Here is a 22,445-nt window from a genome sequence, read left to right on the forward strand (position 1 = left end):
ATCGCTGCCATGGGGCTGCGGTTGGTGTACTTGGTCATGGTGCGGGTGATCGGCTGGCTCGTGCTGCTCAGCTGCGGCGATGCGGCGCGGACAGCGGAGTTGCTGGTGTTGCGCCAAGAGGTGGCGGTGCTGCGTCGTCAGGTCGGGCGGCCCCGGTTCACCTGGCCCGATCGGGCGCTCCTGGCCGCGATGGGCCGGCTGTTACCCCGGGAGGTCCAATCACGCCGGATGGTCACCCCGGCAACGCTGCTGGCCTGGCACCGCCACCTGGTCCGCCGACGATGGACCTACCCGCGCCGGGCCGGCCGCCCACCGATCGGCGACGAGCTGCGGGAGTTGGTGATCCACCTGGCCCGCGACAACCCGGCCTGGGGCCATCGCCGCGTCCAGGGGGAGCTACTCGGCCTGGGATATCGGATCGGCGCGGGCACGGTCCGTCAAATCCTCGCCGGCGCGGGTCTCGGCCCCGCGCCCCGCCGCCAGGCCGACACCAGCTGGCGCACCTTCCTGCAGACCCAGGCCGCCGGCCTGCTAGCGACCGACTTCTTCCACCTCGACACCATCGCGCTACGCCGGCTCTACGCCCTGTTCGTCATGGAGATCCAGACCCGTCGCGTCCACATCCTCGGCGTCACCACCCACCCGACCGCGGCCTGGGTCACCCAACAAGCACGCCAGCTGGCCATGGACCTCGACGGATGCCTCGGCCGGTTCCGGTTCCTGATCCGCGACCGGGATACGAAATACCCCCAGGCTTTCGACGACGTGTTCGCCGCCGAAGGCGTCCAAGTCGTGCGCACTCCCCCGCGGACACCACAGGCGAACTGCTACGCGGAACGGTTCATCCGCTCCGTCCGCCAAGAATGCACCGACAAGATCCTCCTCTACGGCGAACGCCACACCACCGCCGTGCTTGAGGAGTACGCCCGCCACTTCAACGATCATCGACCCCACCAAGGACGCGGCCAGCGCCCACCGAACCACGACCCGGCGACCGTCACGCCCCTCGACGGCCCGATCCGCCGCCGCAAGGTCCTCACGGGCGTGATCAACGAATACCACCGCGCCGCTTGATCGACGAACGAAACCGCAGGTCACGCCCCCGAATCGAGCTCTGGCACGCTACAGGTCGAGGCCGGGGCCGGCTGCTGCCCGTCCTGGCTCAGGACGAGGGTCGCGGCGACGCTGTGTGGGGTGTCCTCGGTGGGTAGCCGGCGCAGGTCCCACCAGCCCGCCCGCACGGCGATCCGCAGCGCACTGCCCTGAAGATGATCCTGCGCCGAGGCCATTACCTACGACGCTGCGCACCGCGGCCGCCCTGGCCGTCATCGCGGCTGACATCGTCCCTGTCATCGGTCCCGCGGCGGGGATGAACGATGTTGCGCTGCTGGGCAGCGGGGATGAAGCGCGCCCGTGACCATAGCGCCAGGCTCCGTTGACGACGCTGGTACGCCAGCCCGTCAAGCAGAAATTGATCTTGAACCTGTGTTGAGGACGCGCTCCGGGTGCCTGATCGGGTGGGGATGATGTCTGTCGGGTGGTCTGGTCGGACGGGGGCAGACGGTGGGCGACGAGTTGGAGCTGTCGGATCTGGAGATCGCCGAGTTCGCGCGGGTCTACAGCCAGCGGTTGGCCGCGGAGCAGGTGTTGGAAGCGGCGGGCTTGGAGCGCGGCAGGCAGCCGGGGTGGAACGCGAGTAGCGCGGTCGAGTTCTGGTCTGCGGTGGCGCGGCTACTCGCGAACGGGGCAGCGCCCGCAGGCCTACGCCGGCTGAGGGTTTTGGCGCACGAACAGTTCCCCGGGAACGAAACGTTCGCGACTGGTGCCCGTGCGGTGGCGCGGCGGGAGCGTGTGCCGATCTCGTGGGAGACGGTCCGGGCGGCGTGGCCGCTTCCGAGCCCGCTCGTTGAGCGCCCGGCGCTCGTCGAGGCGGTTGCCGACGAGCTGACGATGACCGGGGCGGGTCCGGTTGGTCTGGTCGGGATGGGCGGAGCGGGCAAATCCACGACCGCCCGCGCGGTTCTGCACGACCCGCGGATCGGCGCCTCGTTCCCCGACGGTGCGCTGTGGGTGCAGGTGAACCCGGACGCGGATGTGGCTGCGGTCCAGACCCGGGTCGTGGCCGCGTTCGGTGACCCCCGCCCGGTTCTCGACCCCAGCGAGGGCCGCGACCGGATACGCGGGCTGCTGGCCGGAGCGATCTGCCTGATCGTGCTCGACGATGTGTGGGAACAGGCGGTGGTCGAGGCTTTCCCCCGGCTGGCTGGCGTCCGGCTGCTCGTGACATCCCGTAGCGGGCATGTGCTGCCGATGGGGGCGTCGGTCCTTCAGGTCGGTCTGGTCGACGACGCCGCGGCCCAGGCGCTGCTCGCCGCCTACGCCCGCAGACCTGTTCCGCATGGGCTTGCCGCGCGCCGGGTGCTCGACCGGTGCGGCGGACTCGCGGTCGCGCTGGCGATCTCCGGTGGTCTCGTGCGGGACCAGTGGGACTGGGACGAGATCGCGGATGCCTTCGATCAGGCCGATCTGCATGACCTGAGAGCGCGGTTCTCGGAGTATCCCTACCCGTCGCTGCTCACAGTGATCACCGCTGGTCTGCGGCTGCTCCCCGACGGCGCCGCGGCACGGCTCGCTGAACTGGCCGTGTTCAAGGGCCACGGGCCGGTTCCGGTCGCTGTCGTGCTGGACCTGTGGGCCGCTACCGGCGCCGTCGATGGTCGGGCAGGACGTGGCGTCCTACGACACCTCGACGGCGCGTCACTGCTGCGTCTCGACCTGGACACCCAGACCGTCACCGCGCACGACCTGGTCTTCGACTTCGCCCGAGGCAGCCTCTCCGCTGACCGGTTCGCCGCGCTGCACGGGCTGATCGCGCACCGGTTCCTCGACCGGTGGGGCGGCCTGGACACCGCGCTCGGGCGGCTCCCACCCGCACACCGGCGCGGCGCGGTCGACCGCTACGCGCTCACCTGGACCATTGACCACCTCCTTCGCGCCGACCAGCCCGACGCGGTCGACGCCCTGCTCACCGCTGAACGACACACCCCGGATGGTCGTGCCGAGAGTGTCTGGTACACGGCCCACGAAGACCAGGCCACCACCGCTGACTACCTCACCGCCGTGCACGCCGCCCGCGACCACACACAAGCCGCCGACTCCGCGACCGTGCTCGCCCGCCACGCCCTCTACGCCCTCCTCCTCGGATCCATCACCAGCCTCGCCGCCAACATCCCCCCGCCCCTGCTGGCCCGGCTCGTGACCACCGGACTCCTGCCGCCGGCCCGCGCCATCACCTACGCCCAGACAATCCCCATACCTACCGACCGAACCGAAGCACTCACCACCCTCGCCCCACACCTCACACCGACGCAGAGCACAGCGGTCCTACGCCAGGCGCTCGGGGGCGCGGTCGCCATCGAGGGGCCGTATGACCGGGCGGAGACGTTGACGAGGCTCGCGCCTCTTCTGCCTGCTGACCAGCGTGCGGCGGTCCTGGGCCAGGCACTGAGCGCCGCCGCCGCCGTCGACTCGCTGTCCGGCCGGGCGAAGTTGTTGATTGGGCTTGCACCTCTTCTGCCTGCTGATCAGCGGGCGGCGGTCCTGTCCCAGGCGCTTGAGGCCGCAACCACGATCAAGGAGCCGCACGACCGGGCGCCGGCATTGAGGAGGCTCGCGCCGCACCTTCCGGCCGACCTCCACAGCCGGGCGCTCAGCGCCGCCACCGCTATCGACCCCCCGTATCTCCGAGTGGTGGCGTTGATCGGGCTTGCGCCCTATCTCGCTGCCGACCAGCGGGCTGCCATGCTTGCCCAGGCCCTGGATGCCGCGGCGACCATCGAGCAGCCCTATGACCGGGTTGTGGCATTGACGTGGCTGACGGCAGGCATACCCGCGGGCCTCCTCGGTCAGGCTCTGGTTGCCGCGACCGCCATCGCAGAGCCGTTCATCCGGGTAGCGGCGTTGATCAGGTTGGCGCCAGCTCTGCCTGCCGACCTCCTTGGCCAGGCCTTTCGCGCCGTGGCGGCCATCGACAACCCGTTCGCCCGTGCGCAGGCGTTGACCAGACTCGCGCCTCTTGTCTCTGGCGAACAGCACACAGCGGTTCTCCGCCAGGCGCTGGGCGCTACGGCGGCCATCGACGAGGTGTATAGCCAGGCGGACGCGCTGACCGAGCTCGCGCCGCTCCTCCCGCCCGATCTCCTCGGCGAGGCATTGCACGTCGCGACGACGATCGACCAGCCATACTTCCGGGCGCAGGCATTGGCCGGGCTCGCGCCGCGCCTACCCCAGGACCTCCTTGGCAGGGCATTTCGCGCCGCTATCACCATCGATGAGCCGTCTACCCGCGTGGAGGTGCTGGTTGGGCTCGTACCGCATCTCCCCGGCGACCAGCGCGCGGCGGTCCTGAATCAGGCGCTCGGCGCGGTGACCTCGGTTGCCCAGCCGTTCAGCCGGATGGAGGAGTTGATCTGGCTCGTACCGCATCTCCCCGGCGACCGGCGCGCGGCGGTTCTGAATCAGGCGCTCAGCACGGCGACCTCCGTTGCCCGGCCGGACAGCCGGGTGAAGGTGCTGGCCGACCTAGCGATGCACCTTCCCGTCGAGCGGCGCGCAGCGGTTCTCAGCGAGGCACTGAGCGTCGCGACCACCATCGTCTATCCGTCCGACCGAGTGGCAGCGTTGCTCGGGCTCGCGCCGCATCTCCCCGCCGATCTCCTCGATCAGGCGCTCAGAGTCGCGACCACGATCGACGATCCGGGCAATCGGGCGGCCGCCCTGATCGGTTTCGCGCCGCGTCTCCGCGACGATCTCCTCGATCAGGCGCTCAGCCTCGTGACCGCAATCGACGATCCGGGCACCCGGGCAGCCGCGCTGACAAAGTTCGCGCCGCACCTTTCCGCCGAGCAGCGCACGGCGGTCCTGTCCCACGCGCTCGGCGCGGTGACTACGATCGACCAGCCGAACTACCGGGCGTCAGCGTTGGCCGAACTCGCGCCGCACCTCCCCGCTGACCTCCTCCACGAGGCACTGAGCGTCGCGACCGCCATCGGCCACCCGTACAACCGGGCGACGGCGTTAACCGCGCTCGCTCCCCGTCTGCCGGCCGACCTGCGTACAGCGGTCCTCAGCCAGGCGCTGAGCGCCGCGACTACGGTTGACCACCCGGCTGTTCGGGCGGAGGCGTTGAGGGGGCTCGCTCCGCATCTCACCGCAGACCTCCTGGGCCAGGCGCTCGCCACCGCGACCTCCATCGACGAGGCGGAGGCCCAGGTCGCTGCGATGACCAGCCTCGCGCCATACCTACCCACGGACCTCCTCGGCGCGGCGCTCGTCGCCGCGACCACCATCAAGGAGCCGGGATTCCGGGCGCAGGCGTTGGCTGGGCTCGCGCCACACCTCCCTCCCGACCTCCTCGGCCAGGCGCTGCGCACTGCGACCGCCCTGGCCGAGCCGGACGCCCGGGTCGTTGCGTTGACCAGGCTCGCTTCGCATCTACCAGCCGACCAGCGCACAGCGGTCGTCGGCCAGGCCTTGCAGACCGCGACCACCCTTGAGGACCCGCACATCCGGGCGCAGGCGTTGACCGAGCTCGCGCCACACCTACCCGCCCACCTCCTCGGCCAAGCGCTGAGCGTCGCGGCCACTATCGAGCAGCCAGACGCCCGAGCGTTCGCCTTGACTGAACTCGCGCCGCTCCTGTCCGTCGACCTCCCTGGCCAGGCGCTGCGCTCCCTGACCGCCATCGACCAGCCAAACGACCGGCTGAGCGCGTTGACCACGCTCGCGCCGCATCTATCCGCCAGCCAACGCACCGCAGCCTTTCGCGAGGCGTTGGCACTGGCCTCGCTCGTCGACCGCAGAGCGGTGACGCAGGTTCTGGCGGTACTGCTCTCGCTGGAGGCGGGACCTACAACGGTAAGCACCGCGATCGCATCCGCACACGCGCGTGTTCTCCGATGGTGGCCGTAGCTGCGATTCGGGCGGGTCCAGGGCTATGTGGACAAGGCGCCGGTAATGGTCCGGTTGGCACGGAGCTGGACACGTCGCGACGCAGAGCTCTGATCCCGCCACTGTGCGGCACTACCCGGGTAGGGTACCCGACGTGGTCCCTCTGTCCGTCCAGGCAAATGACAGGTCGGATGGGTCAGAGATGAATCGTCGTCAGGTCAGTGGTAGGCGGGCGATGATCCATTGCTGCCAGGGGTCCCAGTGCGTTGTCGGCCATAGGTGTGGGTCGCTGAGGTTCTCGGCGTGCTGGCCGGCGTCCAAGGCGTACCCGGAGGTGGCGTTCTGGATGGCGAAGGCTACGCCGTCGTCGGTGTTCTTGATCCTCCACTGTCTGGACCAGCCGGGCTTGACGGTGTCGTGGAGCCAGGTCTCGCCCCACTCGTGGCCTTCGGCCATCGCTGTGAGGTAGAGGCCGCTGGACTCGCTGATGATCTCGATGGTGCCGCCGCCGGTTCCGTGCAGGCGCCACTGTTGCCACGGTGCCGCGTGCGGCTGCCACAGGCAGGTATGGCCTCCTGGTTTCGCGTCGGGATGCGCGTCGAGGGCGAGCCCGGTATCACGATTGATGATCAGGCAGGGTCCTCGGTAAAGAGGGTTCCGGGTAAACCTGCCTTTCAGTGCGGACAGGTCGTCTTGTGTCAGTTCAATCTTGACGACCCCGAAATTCAGCGTGACTGTCGATTTCATGGCCATGGCCGGCCCCCTCCGTTCCCACGGCCTCGACAGTAGCGGGCACGACGTCGCCGGCGTCATCGGCTCCATGTGATCGTCAACGGTGGTCGTGAGCTGCGGCGATGTCCCCGGTGATGTCCGGCTGGACGCGCTTCTGGCCGGGCCGTGGGTCGCGATGTGGTTCGGGATGGCTGTGGCGGTGGTGGTGGTTCGGACCGTGCGGTGGCATGACGTATTCGTGTGGGCCGGTGGACCGGCCGGTGTTTGTTCCGCGGTCGGTGGTGCTGCGGCGGTGGCAGGCCGAATGAGATCGGTGGTCGGCCAGCGGTGAAGCCGCCGCGGGTCCGGCTCGCTGGTCGTGTGACCCGCTGCTCGCGCCGCATACCCGGTCGACTGTCGCGTTGTTGGATGCCTGCGGCCGGGATCTTGCGGTGCCGGTGGCGGACGCGGACGCGGTCCTGGTCGCGGCCCACACTGCACGACCTGCAGCTACTGGTGCGCCCCGAAACCGTCCTGCGCTGGCACCGCGACTGATCGCCCGCCGTCACGCCGCCGCATCCCGTCGCAAGCAGCGCGGCCGGCCCCCGCACCGTGGCCTCGATCCGCGACTCCCTACCCGACACGTCGCCCACTTCCCGAGGTCATCGGTTATAGGGCGTCGCCTCCTCCGACAGACATTTCGCGGTGCTGCCGGGCCAGGCAGGGTCTCTCCAGTTCCCGCCGTCACTCTCTGAACGTTCCGCGCCCCATACCCCGAGGAGTCCCTCACGGCTGTAATCCAGGATCTACACCGCTTCCATGGCCTTCGCCGTGATTTCCGCGGCTCGGCACTCCCTCTTCCCGCCAAAGCGGGCCCATAACGAGGCGGCAGGCTTCGCTTCATGCTACGGACCGTCCAGTCGCTCCCCCTATTGGGCTTTTGACACTGGGCTTCGACCCGGCCAGTTACCCGACCAAGCCGCCAGTCTGCTACCGGGCCTCCTAGCAGCTACCCGGACCGGACTCACACCGGCAAGCGACGACGAGCTTACGACTAGCGGATCAGCCGCTACACGGCGTCACCTCCGGTCTGCTGGACACACGAAAGTGCTGGGCTAGCGTTCGGCGAGGCGACGTTGTAGGTCGAGGTGACGGAACTGGTAGACCGCGCCGACCTGGCGGAGCACTCCGCGGTTCTGGTGGGCGTCGGCGAGGAAGGCCATCAGGTTGGGTGGTAGCTGGCGGTGCGCAAGCATGTAGGCACGCGCGACGGTGAACCGCCCCCAGGCGGTCTTCAGGATCCCGCCGACGGTTCCTCCGACGATGCCAATCGTGATGCCTGTTGCCAGACCTGGTCCGGGTCCGAATGCCAGCCGGAGGGCGATGCCGACGGCCAGGCCGCCGATAGTCGCGTACGTCAGTGCGAACGAGAGGAACGCTGTGCGGTCCCCGGCGATGGTCGGCCCTGGGCCGGGGGCGGTCTCAAGTTCCACCGGTTTCGGCTGGAAGCCGAGCATGAGCGCGATGATCAGACCTACGGCGGCCCCGAAGGCGATCGTGGCTGCAGGGTCGAGTGGTGTGTCAGTGCAGATGTCGAGTAGCAGCAGGATGCCAGCGCCGGGTAGAAACCCGCCCGCGAGGCCACCTACGAACCGAGCTGGGCGTAGGCGAGTCTGGGTGGGCCGGTCGATGGGGCGTCGACGCACGGTCTCGGCCATCCGCGCTCCGCTGGGCGCGGCCACCAGAAACCCGATGACGCCGTGAATGATGCCTTCCGCAATTCCGATCGTGAGTCCGGCAATGAGGCCGACGAAGGTCGCGATCCCGAGGGTGAACGCGCGTCGGGGGACCGCGTCGGGTAGGCGCCACCAGGCGAGGTCGGGCTGGCCGTCGAGATCCCGCTGGAGGTGGCGGGCGAGAAAGGTCAGCCAGCGTTCTGCATCGGCTGCGTTCCAGTGGGGCTGGCGCTCGGGGTCGGGATGATCGCGGTAGGCGGCGGTGATGAACGCGTCGAACAAGTGGTGCTCGATGGATGTCACTGTGGGGAACAGACTGGAATCGAGTAGTTCGCTGGGGGAGCGACCGGCCGCGATGTCCGGCTCGCCTGGGCTAGGGTTGTAGACGGCCCGGGCCAGCCCGGCCATCAGCGGAGTTGCCAGAGCCCGGCCCACCGGTGACGCGGGCTTAGCGGTGAGGGCGGCCACTATCGGTGCCCAGTTTTTTTCAGCGGAAGGCCCGCTGGCGGCGTCGCGCAGATAGGTCGCTACGTCTTCGGGGGCGAGAGGGCACAGCTGAATACCGGCGGCGCCGATCAGTCGCACTTCGGCGCCCCGCGTGGGGTGTGAGGCTCGCCGGTATGCCCTGGTCCGGCACGTCAGGACAAGTTGCTGTCCCGCCTGCAGGGCGCTGTTGATCTTACTGATCGCCTGCCCGCGGACCGCGTCGGGGATCTCGTCGAGCCCGTCGAGGAGGAGCACAAGCATGCCGGTGTCGAGGAGCATCTGCGCGCGCGTGCGTTTTCTGGCGTCATCGTCGGCACGCTCTGCGAGAGCCGGATAGTCGGTAGCGAGTCGGTTTGCCAGCCAGATGTCGAGGCGTTGCCGGGTCGGGTTCCAGGAAGCCAGGGGAAGCAGCACCGGAACCGGTCCGCCCGCCGGGCGGCGGGCGAGCAGGTCCAGGAGTAGCCGGACCAACAGCATCGTCTTGCCAGATCCCGGCTCGCCAAGCACCACCAGTCGGTGCGTTGGTACACGGGTCAGGATGTTGGCCAGACCGCCGTCGCTGCCCGCCAGCTCCTTCGGCCCGGTCGCCCAGCCTCGCGTGGCTGGGCGACCCGGAACGGAAGGCCACCCAGCCCCGGCGGTCGCCAGCCGAACCAATGACCGCCAAGGCTGCATCAGCGAAGGGTTTACCGGTTCCCAGGACACCGATAGCGGGGCCGGATCGTTGAGCCGCCGGAACCGGGCCTCCGCGGCCCATTGAGTTCCGACCGCGACCGCGAGCCCGTCTGCGACCCGCTCGGCAGGCGCACGGTCTGCCTCGGAAGCTGCCTGCTCCCAACCGGAGGTGCGAACTCGACGCCGAGGCGGCGTCCACGCGGCCGGTCTCGTCGCTGTCGCGTCGGCGGTCAGGACGGTGGCCGACACGTCGCCGCCGAACGCCGGGTTGTATGGGTACAACTCGCGAGCGGCAGCCAATAGCTGTTCCCGTCCGTCGTCCTGTACTCCGGAGCGCAGTTCCTGGGAGACAGAAGCCCAGAACAGCAACGGCGTCGACGCGTCGAATGGGACATGGCTAGCCGGGAACCCGGCTCGGTCCAACACGAGATGCGCAGAGTCTCGGTCTCGGAAGATGGCCGCGAACGCGCCCACCTCCGCGACCGTCAGGCCGTCATCCACCCGGCACCCCCGCGCCCGAGTCCACCTGCTGCACGGCGTGCCCGTGACCAGTGGACAGATCCTCCCACCCTTCCCCGCTGTTGGCCTGGCCGGCTCGCCTGTGTACGGCCAGAGAGGGTTGGTGGTCCTGTTGCTGGCGGGCTGGGCGCCAGCTGTCGCAACGGGCGCAGAGAGATTCGGTCCTCGCTGCCCGGCGCTGCCGCCGGGCAGCTCCCGGTTTCGGCTTGTCAGACTCCGCGCCCGGGGTCTGGTTCGTCGGGTTTAGACGGATGAGCGGTGACGGCGCGGGCGAGCGCGTCGAGGAGCGCGAGGGCGGCGCCACCCCACGCGGTGGTGAACAGGTCCGTGGCGCTGACGAGGCCGATTTCGACGGAAGCGGCGCCAGCGCCGGCGATCCCGGCGAGCGCGGCGGCCAGCTGGTGGGGGGTGGCAGTCATGCGTTGCGTCCCTTCTGCAGGTGTCTGTCGGCCTCTCATAGGGGCGATGGCAGGCTGTCCTCACGCTGGCGGTGTGTCGGCCATTTCTGCGGTGCTCTGTGTGAGATCGGGTGTCGCGGCGGCCTACAACCTCGCGTCGGAACCATCACGAGGGACGAGGCTTATGGATGCGTGGCGGAGCGGCCCGGCTCGCGGCGGGCGGCTGTGACGCGCCCCCCAGAATCGACCGTGGGGGACGCTGTGCTGTACGCGCGGCTGGTTGAGGTCGGGTTCGCCGGACCGGACTTTGACGTCGTGGCTGACGCCCTGGTCCGCTACGCCTATCCGGTGCTCTGTTCCTGGCTGGCCAGCGGCCACATTGTGGAGCAGTGTGCGCGGAGGGGCGTTCGCGGTCTGAGCCGGCTCGGCTCCGGGACGATGGTTCTGACTCGCCACGATGTCGAGGACCTGGTTCAGGAAACGTTACGGCGGGCCTTGGAACGCTTCGTCGTCGACGGACGCACCGGCCGGGGCTGGTCGCCCGATGGTGGCGCGGTGCTGACCAGCTACTTCGTCGGGAGCTGCATCCTGCGTTTCGGCGGTGTGTATAAGGCGTGGGAACGCGACCAGCGGCAGGTCCGGCCATTCCCGGACTCCCACCTGCTGGACCGAGGGTCGACCGTCCTTGACGACCCGGCAGATCTCGTGATCCTGCGGGAGAAGATCGCCGAGAAGTTGCCGCCAGACCGACGACGACGCACCGAGATTCTTCTCCATCACGCGGGCTACAGCGACGGCGAGATCGCGCGGATTCTGGGAGATGGCACCACTGCTGGCGCGGTCGCGAACCGCCGATACCGCTACCGTAAAAGCCTGGGAGGAGGACAGCAGCCGTGACCGATCCCGACGACACCGCCATCCACCAGCTGCTTGCCGGCTCCTCGCTCGGCGATGACATCAGCCGCCGTCTGCGGGATCGCTCCCCGGACACTCTCCTGAAGACCCTCCGCGCAGACAGCCGCTCACCCAAGGACGCGAACGCGCCGGACGTGACACCAAGGTCGACGGGCAACATGGTGACGGCCCGTACACCAAGGTCGACGGGCAACATCGTGACGGTCCGTCGCATGCTGCTGGGCGCTCAACTGCGCAGGCTCCGCGAGGCGGCCGGCGCCACCCGCGGGGCGGCAGCCCATCACCTCCGAAGCTCGGAGGCGAAGATCAGCCGTCTTGAGCAGGGGCGTGTCCCGCTCAGGCAGCGTGACGTTGAAGCTCTGTTGAACTTTTATGGTGTGACCGGGGATGCCGAACAGGCATCCTTCCTGTCGATGGTCCACGACGCCGACCAGCAGGGCTGGTGGCAGAGCAACTCCGACTATCTGCCCGACTGGTTCCAGCCGTACCCCGGGCTGGAAGAGTCCGCGTCCTTGATCCGGTCGTACGAGGTCCATTACATTCCAACATTCCTCCAGACGGAGGACTACGCCCGGGCGCAAATCACCCAAAACGGCCGAGGTAAGTCACGCGGGGTGATCGAGGACCGGGTCGCCATGCGCATGAATCGACAGCGGGTCCTCGCGAGACCAGACGGACCCCGGCTGTGGGTAGTCCTTGACGAGATTGCGCTACGCCGCCCGGTCGGCAGCGCTAAGATCATGAGGAGTCAAATCAGATATCTCATCGATCTGATGAATACCCCGACGCTGACCCTCCAGATCATGCCCTATGACCTCGGTGGCCACGCGGCTGAAGGCGGACAGTTCAGTATTCTGCGGTTCCCTGAGGCGGTCCTACCCGATGTGGTCTACCTGGAGTTCTTCGGTGGCGGCACCTACCTGGACCAGCGCGGCGACGTCGACCACTACATGCAAGCCTGGGACCGGCTGTGCATCGACAGCACAGCCCCATCCCACGCGGTCGACGTACTGACAAAGATCATGACCTTGTTCTGACACGCCCATGGGCGGCGCGCTCACCGGGCAGCGCCCGGCGGACTCCGGCGAGGTCCGCTACGCCGGCCGCGACCGCCGAAGCGCAGGGCCATCTCGCCGCGCCTCCAGCGATGCTGAAGAGGTAGCCGAGCGTCGCCGACAACGTCGCCACCTCGGCTTCGCGTCGCGAACACCTGGGGCGATAGCTGAGTCCTTCCGCGCACGTGAGCGTGCCGATCGCGGCGTTAAGCTGTTCGCAGTTCTCGGGGGGAGAAGGTGTCGTGACGACGTGCGGCACGACGTGAGTTCGATGTGGCGGCCGCTGGATGAGCGGGATCCGGAGCAGGTCGGTCCCTATCGGCTGCTCGGGCGGGCTGGCGTGGGCGGGATGGGTGTCGTCTACGTCGCGGAGACCGCGGAGGGCCGTCGGGTCGCCGTCAAGGTGATCAGGGACGAATGGGCGCGCGACCAGGAGTTCCGCGCTCGTTTCCGCCGCGAGATCGCTGTTGTCCGCAGGGTGGACGGCTTCTGCACGGCGCCGGTGATCGATGCGGATGCTGACTCTCCCAGGCCCTATCTGGTCACAGAGTTCGTGCGCGGGCCGAGCCTGTCCCAGATGATCAAAGAGGACGGTCCGCTGGCTCCGGCCGCGCTCAAGCAGGTGGCGGTCGCGGTGGCGACGGCGTTGGTTGCCATTCACCGGGTCGGGGTCGTGCACCGCGATCTGAAACCGTCCAACGTGCTGATGTCGCCGGTCGGCCCAAAGGTGATTGATTTTGGGATCGCCCGGGCATTGGATGCGGTGACGGGTGCGACCAGCCAGTTCATCGGCCAGCTTGGCACCCCGGGATTCATGGCACCGGAGCAGGCGTCCCTGGACGAGGTCACCGCCGCGGCCGACGTGTTCGCCTGGGGCGCGATGGTCGTCTTCGCCGGGACCGGTCGGCAGCCTTTCGGTGCGGGGCCGGTCCATGTCCTTACCCATCGGGTCGTGCACGAGCCACCCCGACTGGACGGCCTCGACCCGAGCCTCCTTCCCCTGGTTCAGGCCGCGATGGCGAAGGACCCGGCGCTGCGGCCCTCAGCCCAGGATCTCCTGGCGCGTCTCCTCGCGGCGGAGCCGGCGGAGGTCAATAAGGAATCCGGCGCGTTCGGCCAACTCACCGCCGCAGGCATGAACGGCACGCACGCACCCGCCTCCGCGCCAGCCGTTGAAGCGAAACCCACGAGCCACCCGTCCGTGTCCGCGTCGGCCGCCACGGTCGACTCCACCCCCACGGCGGACGGTGCCATGGATGAGGCGGCTAGGGCGACGCTCACCGGACGGACGGTCCTTGCAGGCCCGGCGTTCATCGCTCTCGAGGCCGTCCCAGACGGCGAACGGTCAGGCCCCCCGCGCCGTGGGGCCATGCGCTGGGCGCGGTCTCGGACGCGTCTGCTGGTGGTGACTGTGGTGGCGACAGCAGCCATCACCCTCGCCGTCGTGCTCGCCGTCGCCCCATGGTCCCGCGGGACAGGCCAGGCAGCCGGATCGACGGCGCAGCAGCAGCTCGCCGCCTCGTCACGCCGGTTGGCCGACCTGGCGCTGACGACGTTCGAGACCGATCGCGGGCTCGGCAGGCGGCTCGCGGCGGCGGCCTACCGCATCGCCCCCACGCCCGAGGCGCGTACCGCCCTGACCATGACCGTCTACGATTCCGCGAACACCCAGATCTTCGAGACGATGCCAGACAGCAACGTCACCTTTTCCGCGGACGGTGCGCTGGCCGCGACGTCGAGCTGGAGAACCCGCGAGGTGAAGGTCTGGACCGTGTCCGCGGACGGCGTGCGGGAGATCGCGACGCTGCCCAGTCTGGACACGGTGGACGACGTCGCGTTCTCACCGGACCGGAGAATGCTGGCGGTCGCGAACCAATACTCGGCGATCCAGGTCTGGGATATCTCGTCTGTCAGCAGCCCCACGCTCACAACAACGATTCCCCAGCTCGGTACCCTCTTCGGCGTCACCTTCACCCACGACAGCGCATTCGTGGCGACGATCGGATACAGCGACGGCACGATCGCCGCGCTCTGGGACGCGCATACCGGACGGCGGGTGAGCACGTTCACCATCCGCGGGGCGGATCCGGACAGGAACTACTGGTCGTCGGCTCTTGTCCTCTCGCGCCATGGCGCCATGGCCGCGGTCCAGCCGGCAGACGGCGGCCTCGAGCTCTGGACCATCCCGGGCGACGCGCCCGCGACGCGACGCGCCGTCTTGCCGGAGGCGCTGGGTTTTCTCGGTGCACCCGACGGCGTGGACTTCTCTCCTGACGAGCGGGTTCTGGCCACGGCGAGTGGACGGCGCGACGTCCGGCTATGGGATATTGGTCGGCCCGATAGTCCCACTCCGCTCGGAGCTCTTACCGGCCACACCGACTCCGTTGTCGCCGTCAAGTTCTCGCCCGACGGCAGAACACTCGCGACCAGCGCCCGTGACCGCACGGTGCGCATCTGGGACGTTGCCGACCCCCGGGCGCCCCGGCTCCTGTCGGTACTGACCGGGAACACCGACGTAGTTTTCGACCTGGCGTTCTCCGACGACGGTCGGACTCTCACCACCGCGACCAGCTTCACCGGCGTGATCAGGCGGTGGGATCTCACCGCGCCACGCAGCCCCGTGCAGGTGTCCACCCTCGCAGGTCACCAGAGCTGGGTCAGGTCCGCGACGTTCTCACCGCACAGCGGGCTGCTGGCCAGCGCCAGCAACGACGGGACCGTCCGTCTCTGGGATGCCGCCCACCCGGGCCAGCCCGGACGGACCTTGAGAATCGCGGCCTCCGGCGTCGGGGCACTGGACGCCGCGTTCTCGCCGGACGGCGCGTTACTCGCCACGGCGGCCGGCGACGGCACCGCACGACTGTGGGAACTCGCCCCTGCCGGCACCGGGAGCGGCGGTACCCCACGCGCGCGTGGGGCACTCGACGGCCACACCAAGCGCATCTGGGCTGTGGCATTCTCCCCAGACGGCCGCACGGTGGCCACAGCCAGCGATGACGACACGGCCCGGCTCTGGGATGTCTCCAACCCGGACCGCCCTCGGCCGATCGCTGTGCTCACTGGGCACACCCAAGGCGTCCGCGACGTGGAGTTCTCACCGGACGGCCGCACGCTCGCCACGGTCAGCGACGACCACACCGCTCGGCTCTGGGACGTCGCGAACGTCGCCCATCCCACCATGCGCGCAACCCTGACCGGTCACACCAGCCATGTCCTCGGTGTCGCCTTCTCCCCGGACGGCCGCACATTGGCGACTACCAGCGAGGACACAACCGTCCGGCTCTGGAACATCGGCACGTCCGCACCGACTCTGACCAGGATCCTCACAGGCCACGTCGGCCGCGTGTGGGGCGTTATGTTCTCGCCGGATGGGCAGGCCCTGGCCACGGCGAGCGGTGATGACACAGTCCGCTTCTGGGACCTGCGGCATCCGGGCAGGTCGGCCATTCTCGTAGGCCACACCAAGGGTGTGCTGGGCGCCGCCTTCTCACCCGACGGCAACTATCTGGCGACGACCAGCGACGACTACGCCGTCCGACTGTGGGACCTGAACCCGGCAGACGCCTTACGGCGCCTCTGCACACAGCCGGGCAGCGGCCTGTCCCCACAGGAGTGGCAACGCTTCGTCCCGGACCTCGAATACCATCCCCTCTGCCCGTGAGGCACATTCCACCTCTACCTACCCGGACGGCCCCGGACCTGACCTCGACATCTGTCAGCCCGCGGGAGTCGCGGAGGCGCCTGTTTCGTTCGGAGGGTCGGGGCGTGCGGTGGGCCGGGCGGGCTTGAGGGTCAGACCGCCGCGGCGAATGTTCTGGACGAGCGCGTGTCCACTGCTGATCGTCTGGGCGGAGCGCGGCCGTTTCAGCCCCGCATGGGCCGGAGCCTGGCCTTGGGTCTGCTGTGGTCGGACTCGATCCGGTTGTTGTCCTGTAGCGTGCCAGAACTCGATCCGGGGGCGTGGCCTGCGGTTTTGCAGCTCCGTCAGGCGGCACGGTGGTACTCGCTGATCACGCCTCCGAGGACCTTGCGGCGGTGGATCGGGCCGTTGAATGGGGTGACGGTGGCTGGGTCGTGGTTCGGTGGTCGCTGGTCTCGCCCTTGATGAGGGCGATGATCGTTGTAATGGCGGGTGTACTCGTCGAGCACCGTGGTCGCGTGGCGCTCGCCGTAGAGGAGGATCTTGTCGGTGCATTCCTGGCGGACGGTGCGGATGAACCGTTCGGCGTGGCAGTTCGCCCGGGGTGTCCGCGGTGGGGTCCGCATGATCTGGATGCCTTCGGCGGCGAACACGTCATCGAACGCCTGGGTGTATTTCGTGTCTCGGTCGCGGATCAGGAAACGGAATGCGTCGAGTCGTCCGTCGAGGTCCATGGTCAGGTGGCGTGCCTGCTGGGTGACCCAGGCTGCGGTCGGGTGGGCGGTCACGCCGAGGATGTGGACACGCCGGGTCTGGATCTCGATGACGAACAGGACGTAGAGCCGGCGCAGGGCGATCGTGTCCAGGTGGAAGAAGTCGGTGGCGAGCAGGCCGGTGGCCTGGGCGTGGAGGAAGGTGCGCCAGGTGCTGTCGGCGTGGCGGCGCGGCGCTGGGCCGAGACCTGCACTGGCGAGGATGCGACGAATCGTGCCCGCGCCGATCTGATGGCCCAGGCCGAGTAGTTCTCCTTGGATGCGGCGATGGCCCCAGGTGGGATTGTCGCGGGCCAGTCGGATCGCCAGCGTCCGGAGCTTTTCATCCACCGACGGGCGGCCCACCTGGTGGGGGTAGGTCCAGTGTCGGCGGACCAGGCGGCGATGCCAGGCCAGCAGCGTTGCAGGGGTGACCAGCCGGCACGACCGGACCTCGCGGGGTAGGAGCCGGGCCAGCGCGGCCAGGATCGCGCGGTCTGGCCAGGTGAACCGGGGACGTCCCACCTGACGACGCAACACCGCGACCTCGTGGCGCAGGACCAACAGCTCCGTCGTCCTCGCCGCGTCACTGCGCGTCAGCAGGACCAGCCAGTCGAACACCCGCACCATGATCAGATACGCCAGTCGGACCACCATGAGCCAATCGTGCACCACGGCACCCGGCGATGAAGTCGCAGGTCAGCGGTCCGAAATCGAGTTCTGGCACGCTACACCCGACGAGGTGGGCACTGCTCTGACTCTGCTCCGGGCAGTTCACGCCGAGCTCTACGAACTCGAAGGCGTCCTACTGTTCGCCGCGCGCGAGAAGGACGCCCTGGGCAGGCGCGTGCCGAGGTTCCGACAGATCGCCGCCGATCTCAGCGTCGAGTCCGAACAAGCCGCCCAGGGCCGCTACCACCGCAAGGTCGGCACGCCGCACGACGGCGTTCCTCGGCCGGGCCCCCGAATCTGAGCCCGACTCATCCAGCGACCAACCGGGTGCCGCCTCATCAGCCTCATGGCCAGGAGGTCGTGGCGGACGACCAGGAAGAGAACGCGACGAGTGCCCCGCCGCCGAGCGAGCTCGGTGAGAGTAGCGAAGAAGGCGCGCAGCGCCAGCACGTCGACGATGTCGAGACCATCCAGATGCCAGCAGGTGAACGCGGCCAGGCCGCCTCGATACCCGCAGACCGCGTGAGGCTGCACCCGGCAGTAGCCAGGTCGATCAGAAGTCGCCGACGGGACCAGCGGACGGATGGCTATCGGGACCGCCATAGACGCCGCCATGACCCGGCTCCGTCCCGTTCCTGAGATAAATCCGAGAAGACACTCGCTGGGAGTCGTACGTCCCCACAGGTCAGCTGATCGTCCCGGGCCGTTTCCTGTGACAACGCCTCTTATCACGGGAATCTGTGCCGACCTCAACTTCCGCCGTTCCGGCCGGCCACCGCAGTCATCGCAGTTGCCACAGCCGCACCGTCGTATCGTTACCGCCGCTTGCCAGGGTGCGCCCGTCCCGGGAGAACGCCACGGAGTACACGGCGACAGCGTGGCCGGTCAGCGGCCTACCGAGCGGGTTGGGGTGGACCCGGTCGGCCAGGTCCCACAGCCGCACCGTCGCGTCGGCGCTACCGGTGGCCAGGGTTCGCCCATCCGGGGAGAACGCCACCGAATGCACCCGGCCCGTATGGCCGGTTAGCGGCTTACCGAGCGGGTTGGGGTGGGCCCGGTCGGCCAGGTCCCACAGCCGCACCGTCGTGCCGTCGCTGCCGACGGCGAGAGTACGCCCATCCGGGGAGAACGCCACCGACAAGACGGCACCGGTGTGCCCGGTCAGCGGCTTACCGAGCGGGTTGGGGTGAGCCCGGTCGGCCAGGTCCCACAGCCGCACCGTCGCGTCGGCGCTGCCGGTGGCCAGGGTTCGCCCATCTCGGGAGAACGCCACCGTCCACACACCGTCGGTGTGGCCGGTTAGCGGCTGGCCGAGCGGGTTGGGGTGGGCGCGATCGGCCAGGTCCCACAGCCGCACCGTCTTGTCGCCGCTGCCGGTGGCCAGGGTTCGCCCATCCGGGGAGAACACCACGGAGACCACGGCGCCGGTGTGGCTGGTCAGTGGCTGGCCGAGCGGGTTGGGGTGGGCCCGGTCGGCCAGGTCCCACAGCCGCACCGTCTTGTCGCCGCTGCCGGTGGCCAGGGTTCGCCCATCCGGGGAGAACGCCACCGAATGCACCCAGTCGTTATGGCCGGTTAGCGGCTGGCCGAGCGGGTTGGGGTGGGCGCGATCGGCCAGGTCCCACAGCCGCACCGTCTTGTCGCCGCTGCTGCTGGCCAGGGTTCGCCCATCCGGGGAGAACACCACGGACGTTACGGAGTTGGTGTGGTCGGTCAGCGGCTGGCCGAGGGGGCGCGGCGCGATGGGCGCCGAGGAGGGCGACGGGGTTGTGGTCTGTCTGGAGCCCGCGCCTCCGGATGAGTGTCCCGGTTCGGCCGCGATCAGCGCGGTGGCCGTGATGGCGGCGGCCGCTAGGACCGCGAGCGGGGCGAGGATCTGGGGGCGGCGCAGCCAGCGGGGCCAGCGGCGTCGTGCCCGGGGCTGGTCGTCCCGGCGCGGCGCCGGCGCGGCCACGCTGATCCCGGTCCTCGTGGGGGCTGGGTGACGAGGCGCGTCGGCGATGCTGGGGTCCGCTTGCCCGGTGATGTGGGTTAGGCCGTCGTCACGCCCGTGATCGGGCTGCCGTATCGGCGGGTCTTGGGCCGCGCGGTCCGGCCGGACGCTGACGTCCGCCGGCTGCGGCTGGGGTGGGTTCGCCGGGTCCGCGGGGGCCGGTGCGGTGGAGGAGGTTGGGGATGACGAGATAGGGAAGTCCGGCTCGCCCGTCAGCATGCTTGGTGATGCCGGGGGGTGAGGGAAGGCAGGTGAGACCGAGGGCTTCGCTCGTCCCGCGACCGCAGCGGCGATCGTGTCGAGCAGAAGCTGGCGGTTGGCCTCGGCCGGCCGCCCGAATAGGTCGATCGAGACGATCTGTCCGAGCAGACCGGGGCGGGGACAGTCTTCCACCCTGATGGGCAGCAGCCTGCGGGCGAACCCCAAGGGGTCGGCGGCCTGAGCGGCCTGCCACTCGGCCTGGCCGTACACCGAACGCAGGTAGGAGTCGGAGAGCAGGGCTATGGTGCGTTGCGCGTCAGCCATGCCTTGCTGCATGCGCACCGCCCAGTTCGACCCGGGCACGAAGTCCCACGCCTGAACCAGCACCCGATAGCCAGCGTCCTCCAGCTGCCAGGCGATCCACTCCGCCCATGCCCGATCCACGGCGGTGTAGGAGATGAAGAAGTCGCACCCCGGCGCTGTCCCGCCGCCCGAGGCGCCCCTATCGGACACAGCTCCTAATCCTGCCACCATCCCCCGAGGCCCGACCTGTGGCGTATCGGTCGGTTCCGGCGCGGCGCGAAACGCGTCCCAGCTCTGGAATGCCCCGCCGTCCCACAGCCAGCGCACCCCGAGGTGGACAGCTGCTCTCGGCCGTCGCCGTTTCCTGCGACAAGCAGCATTGTCACAGGAACCGACGCAGACCACGACCACAACTCTCCGAACGGGCTACTCCTGTGCCGTGTCGGCTGCGCTACAGGCAAGCGTCCATCGGCGTGCAGAACGGAACTGTCGGACAGCCGCGGTAAGAACGGCACGATGCCCCGCCCGAGGTAGTCGAGTCCCTCCGGCGGGGCATCGCCACGTCCAGCACCAGGACACGGCGGTCAAGGGGACCGGCCGGCACCAGATGACGCGCCCGGCGACCTGGTGCCCGGCGCTGACGGCCGGACCGAGAAGATGGCGGCCCGTGACCGCGGATGCGTCAGCCCCGACCGCGCCCGAGGTTTACCAGCTGCGGGTGGTGCTGGCGGGGATCAGCCCGTTGATCTGACGTCGGCTGCTCGTCATCGGCCAGACGACCACCGCTGAGCTGTACCCGGTGACGCAGGTCGTGTTCGGCTGGAGCGACGAGCGTCTGCGCTGCTTCACCGTCCACGGCGCTACTGGGTCGGAGGTGTCAGGATGAACTCCAAGAACCGAGCAGACACGCATCAAGAAACTCCGCCGACGTCTCTAACCTGACGCATCTCGCGGCGCGCGAGCGTGTGGTGTTGGGGTGTACTCCAATCTGACGCCGAGCATCACGTCGTCCAGAGAAAGACGAAGATCCTGTGCCCCTGGGGACACGTTTCCTGCCGGCTCCCGGGTCAAGCACGCCAGCGGCCTGCTCAGAGCGGCCGCTTTCCGTCTACCAGCTACCAGTCCTGGTCGGCGAGGAGCAGCTTGGCGAGCGGTTCGAGGGTGGTCACGAGCTCGTCGAACTCGTCGGGCCCGAGGCTCTCGTACGGCTTCGCGGCGAGGTCGTCGGTGAGCGCTTCGACCCGCTGCTTGATGGCGCGGCCCGTTTCGCTCAGCCAACCGTCATCTCCGATCAGGTTGCGATCACGCATCCCGTCGATCACGGCGGCGAGCTGCGCTGGGGGGAGGTGGTGGATCCGTCCGAACTTCTCCGCGGGCATGCCCACGTCGAGGGCGTGCAGGACGTGAGCCTCCAGGCCGCCGACGCCTTCGGTCATCAGGGCGGCGATGTGCCCGTCGCCACGGTGCTCGCGCAGCATGGAAGCCGCATGGAAGAGGCGGGCCACCACGTCATCGGGGATCGGGATCGCGCGCAGCGCGGCGTACATGGGCCGGCCCTCGAACGGTGCGCTGGTCGCAGCCCTGAGCAACAGTTCGGCGGCCCGTGTGAAGGCGGGCGAGTCGACGTGATCGCCGAGGATTCGCCGCAACGCCTTCACACAACCCATCTGACGAGCGGCGATCGCCGCTTCGGGCGTGGTCGTGTCCCACACTTTCGGGATGTGGCGGGCGACCTCGCCGGGAGCGAAGTTGTAGAAGAGCGCGTCCACCACCTCCGCCGGGACGAGACCTAGGGGCGCCGCCCGTCCGGCGAAGTAGGTATCCCAGTAGTTGGTGAACCCCAGGGCGAACATCGCCTCATTGGGTTCGACGGCTGCGTAGGGGATGACACCGATCGGCTCGACCAGCTCGAACATCCGACGTGCCACCAAGGTCATGGCCTGATCCTCTCCTGCTGCCCAGCGCATCTTGCGGACACTCACGATCACTTAGACGCTTGGATCCCGCGAAACTCATCGAAGTCCTGGCTCAAACGAACGCAAAAACCCTCCTAGCCAGCCGTAAGGGCTCCGGCCTCTCATCATCGTGACTATCGGCCCAGGCCGCGGCGGATCGCCTGCTCGGCCGGTGAGGTCCCGTGGTCTACGTCGTACGGTCAGACCGAGTCCAGGGGATTGTCCCGTGACCGGTGTTTCCGGCGGGTTGATCAGTTCGGTCTTGTAGAGGCCGATGGTGGTCTCGGCTAGCGCGTTGTCGTAGGCGTCGCCGACGCTGCCGACCGACGGGTCGACGCTGGCGGCAGCGAGGCGCTCGGTGAACGCGATCGAGATGCACTGGTGGATCAGCCCCGCGGGCGCAGACTCCTGGGACAGATCGCACGGCGCGACCCAGGACCGTTCGCTCACTGGCAGCTCGGACTGCGACCGACGGCTGGATGACG

General features: G+C 68.9%; 13 protein-coding genes and 3 pseudogenes. 6 read left to right on the forward strand and 10 right to left on the reverse strand.

What is annotated here, in order from left to right; all coding sequences use genetic code 11:
- Positions 1 to 9 precede the first annotated feature (9 nt).
- Positions 10 to 1,074 carry an integrase core domain-containing protein gene (locus FRCN3DRAFT_RS0208510; protein WP_035924516.1) on the forward strand — a complete coding sequence of 355 codons (1,065 nt, stop codon included), beginning with the start codon at positions 10 to 12 and terminating at the stop codon, positions 1,072 to 1,074.
- Positions 1,075 to 1,094: 20 nt separating this feature from the next.
- Here FRCN3DRAFT_RS0208510 and FRCN3DRAFT_RS0208515 read toward each other — a convergent pair whose 3' ends face one another.
- Entirely contained in the window at positions 1,095 to 1,289 is a 195-nt protein-coding gene (locus tag FRCN3DRAFT_RS0208515; protein WP_007507640.1) for a hypothetical protein, read from the reverse strand.
- A 274-nt stretch (positions 1,290 to 1,563) separates the two neighbouring features.
- Here FRCN3DRAFT_RS0208515 and FRCN3DRAFT_RS0208520 point away from each other — a divergent pair, with 274 nt between their 5' ends.
- On the forward strand, positions 1,564 to 5,970 hold the full coding sequence (locus FRCN3DRAFT_RS0208520) for an NB-ARC domain-containing protein (protein WP_007507642.1): 4,407 nt from the start codon (positions 1,564 to 1,566) through the stop codon (positions 5,968 to 5,970).
- A gap of 192 nt (positions 5,971 to 6,162) precedes the next feature.
- Here FRCN3DRAFT_RS0208520 and FRCN3DRAFT_RS0208525 read toward each other — a convergent pair whose 3' ends face one another.
- The 4 genes and pseudogenes from FRCN3DRAFT_RS0208525 to FRCN3DRAFT_RS0208535 form a co-directional block, all read right to left on the reverse strand.
- The gene (locus FRCN3DRAFT_RS0208525) at positions 6,163 to 6,702 is read right to left on the reverse strand and encodes an RICIN domain-containing protein (RefSeq protein ID WP_007507643.1); all 540 of its coding nucleotides are present in this window, start codon (positions 6,700 to 6,702) and stop codon (positions 6,163 to 6,165) included.
- A 1,073-nt stretch (positions 6,703 to 7,775) separates the two neighbouring features.
- Complete coding sequence (locus FRCN3DRAFT_RS55985; protein ID WP_232793972.1) at positions 7,776 to 9,392, reverse strand: NACHT domain-containing protein; 1,617 nt, start codon at positions 9,390 to 9,392, stop codon at positions 7,776 to 7,778.
- A gap of 435 nt (positions 9,393 to 9,827) precedes the next feature.
- A pseudogene (locus FRCN3DRAFT_RS57605) lies at positions 9,828 to 10,058 on the reverse strand (effector-associated domain EAD1-containing protein); the annotation flags it as partial.
- Positions 10,059 to 10,285: 227 nt separating this feature from the next.
- Positions 10,286 to 10,495, reverse strand: a complete 210-nt coding sequence (locus tag FRCN3DRAFT_RS0208535) for a hypothetical protein (protein WP_007507647.1) — start codon at positions 10,493 to 10,495, stop codon at positions 10,286 to 10,288.
- Positions 10,496 to 10,735: 240 nt separating this feature from the next.
- Here FRCN3DRAFT_RS0208535 and FRCN3DRAFT_RS0208540 point away from each other — a divergent pair, with 240 nt between their 5' ends.
- From FRCN3DRAFT_RS0208540 to FRCN3DRAFT_RS43370, 3 genes are all read left to right on the forward strand, one after another.
- Entirely contained in the window at positions 10,736 to 11,371 is a 636-nt protein-coding gene (locus tag FRCN3DRAFT_RS0208540) for an RNA polymerase sigma factor (protein WP_007507648.1), read from the forward strand.
- Positions 11,368 to 12,426: a Scr1 family TA system antitoxin-like transcriptional regulator gene (locus FRCN3DRAFT_RS0208545; RefSeq protein WP_007507651.1), complete on the forward strand. Its 1,059-nt coding sequence runs from the start codon at positions 11,368 to 11,370 to the stop codon at positions 12,424 to 12,426. The genes FRCN3DRAFT_RS0208540 and FRCN3DRAFT_RS0208545 overlap by 4 nt, the downstream gene beginning before the upstream one ends.
- A gap of 268 nt (positions 12,427 to 12,694) precedes the next feature.
- Positions 12,695 to 16,105 carry a WD40 repeat domain-containing serine/threonine protein kinase gene (locus tag FRCN3DRAFT_RS43370; protein ID WP_007507652.1) on the forward strand — a complete coding sequence of 1,137 codons (3,411 nt, stop codon included), beginning with the start codon at positions 12,695 to 12,697 and terminating at the stop codon, positions 16,103 to 16,105.
- Positions 16,106 to 16,243: 138 nt separating this feature from the next.
- Here the strand turns inward: FRCN3DRAFT_RS43370 and FRCN3DRAFT_RS52820 are convergent.
- Together FRCN3DRAFT_RS52820 and FRCN3DRAFT_RS0208555 are read right to left on the reverse strand one after the other, a co-directional pair.
- A pseudogene (locus FRCN3DRAFT_RS52820) lies at positions 16,244 to 16,377 on the reverse strand (DDE-type integrase/transposase/recombinase); the annotation flags it as partial.
- Positions 16,378 to 16,428: 51 nt separating this feature from the next.
- Positions 16,429 to 17,493, reverse strand: coding sequence for an integrase core domain-containing protein (locus tag FRCN3DRAFT_RS0208555; protein WP_007507654.1), 1,065 nt, complete (start codon positions 17,491 to 17,493; stop codon positions 16,429 to 16,431).
- 85 nt (positions 17,494 to 17,578) lie between these two features.
- Here FRCN3DRAFT_RS0208555 and FRCN3DRAFT_RS0208560 point away from each other — a divergent pair, with 85 nt between their 5' ends.
- The gene (locus FRCN3DRAFT_RS0208560) at positions 17,579 to 17,809 is read left to right on the forward strand and encodes a hypothetical protein (RefSeq protein WP_007507656.1); all 231 of its coding nucleotides are present in this window, start codon (positions 17,579 to 17,581) and stop codon (positions 17,807 to 17,809) included.
- 480 nt (positions 17,810 to 18,289) lie between these two features.
- Here FRCN3DRAFT_RS0208560 and FRCN3DRAFT_RS43375 read toward each other — a convergent pair whose 3' ends face one another.
- The 3 genes and pseudogenes from FRCN3DRAFT_RS43375 to FRCN3DRAFT_RS52825 form a co-directional block, all read right to left on the reverse strand.
- Positions 18,290 to 20,215, reverse strand: coding sequence for a TIR domain-containing protein (locus FRCN3DRAFT_RS43375; protein WP_007507659.1), 1,926 nt, complete (start codon positions 20,213 to 20,215; stop codon positions 18,290 to 18,292).
- Between the two features lie 905 nt (positions 20,216 to 21,120).
- Complete coding sequence (locus tag FRCN3DRAFT_RS0208575; RefSeq protein ID WP_007507661.1) at positions 21,121 to 21,942, reverse strand: SCO6745 family protein; 822 nt, start codon at positions 21,940 to 21,942, stop codon at positions 21,121 to 21,123.
- A 264-nt stretch (positions 21,943 to 22,206) separates the two neighbouring features.
- A pseudogene (locus FRCN3DRAFT_RS52825) lies at positions 22,207 to 22,356 on the reverse strand (IS3 family transposase); the annotation flags it as partial.
- Positions 22,357 to 22,445: the final 89 nt, after the last annotated feature.

It is taken from the genome of Pseudofrankia saprophytica (genome assembly GCF_000235425.2).
GTDB classification, from domain to species: domain Bacteria; phylum Actinomycetota; class Actinomycetes; order Frankiales; family Frankiaceae; genus Pseudofrankia; species Pseudofrankia saprophytica.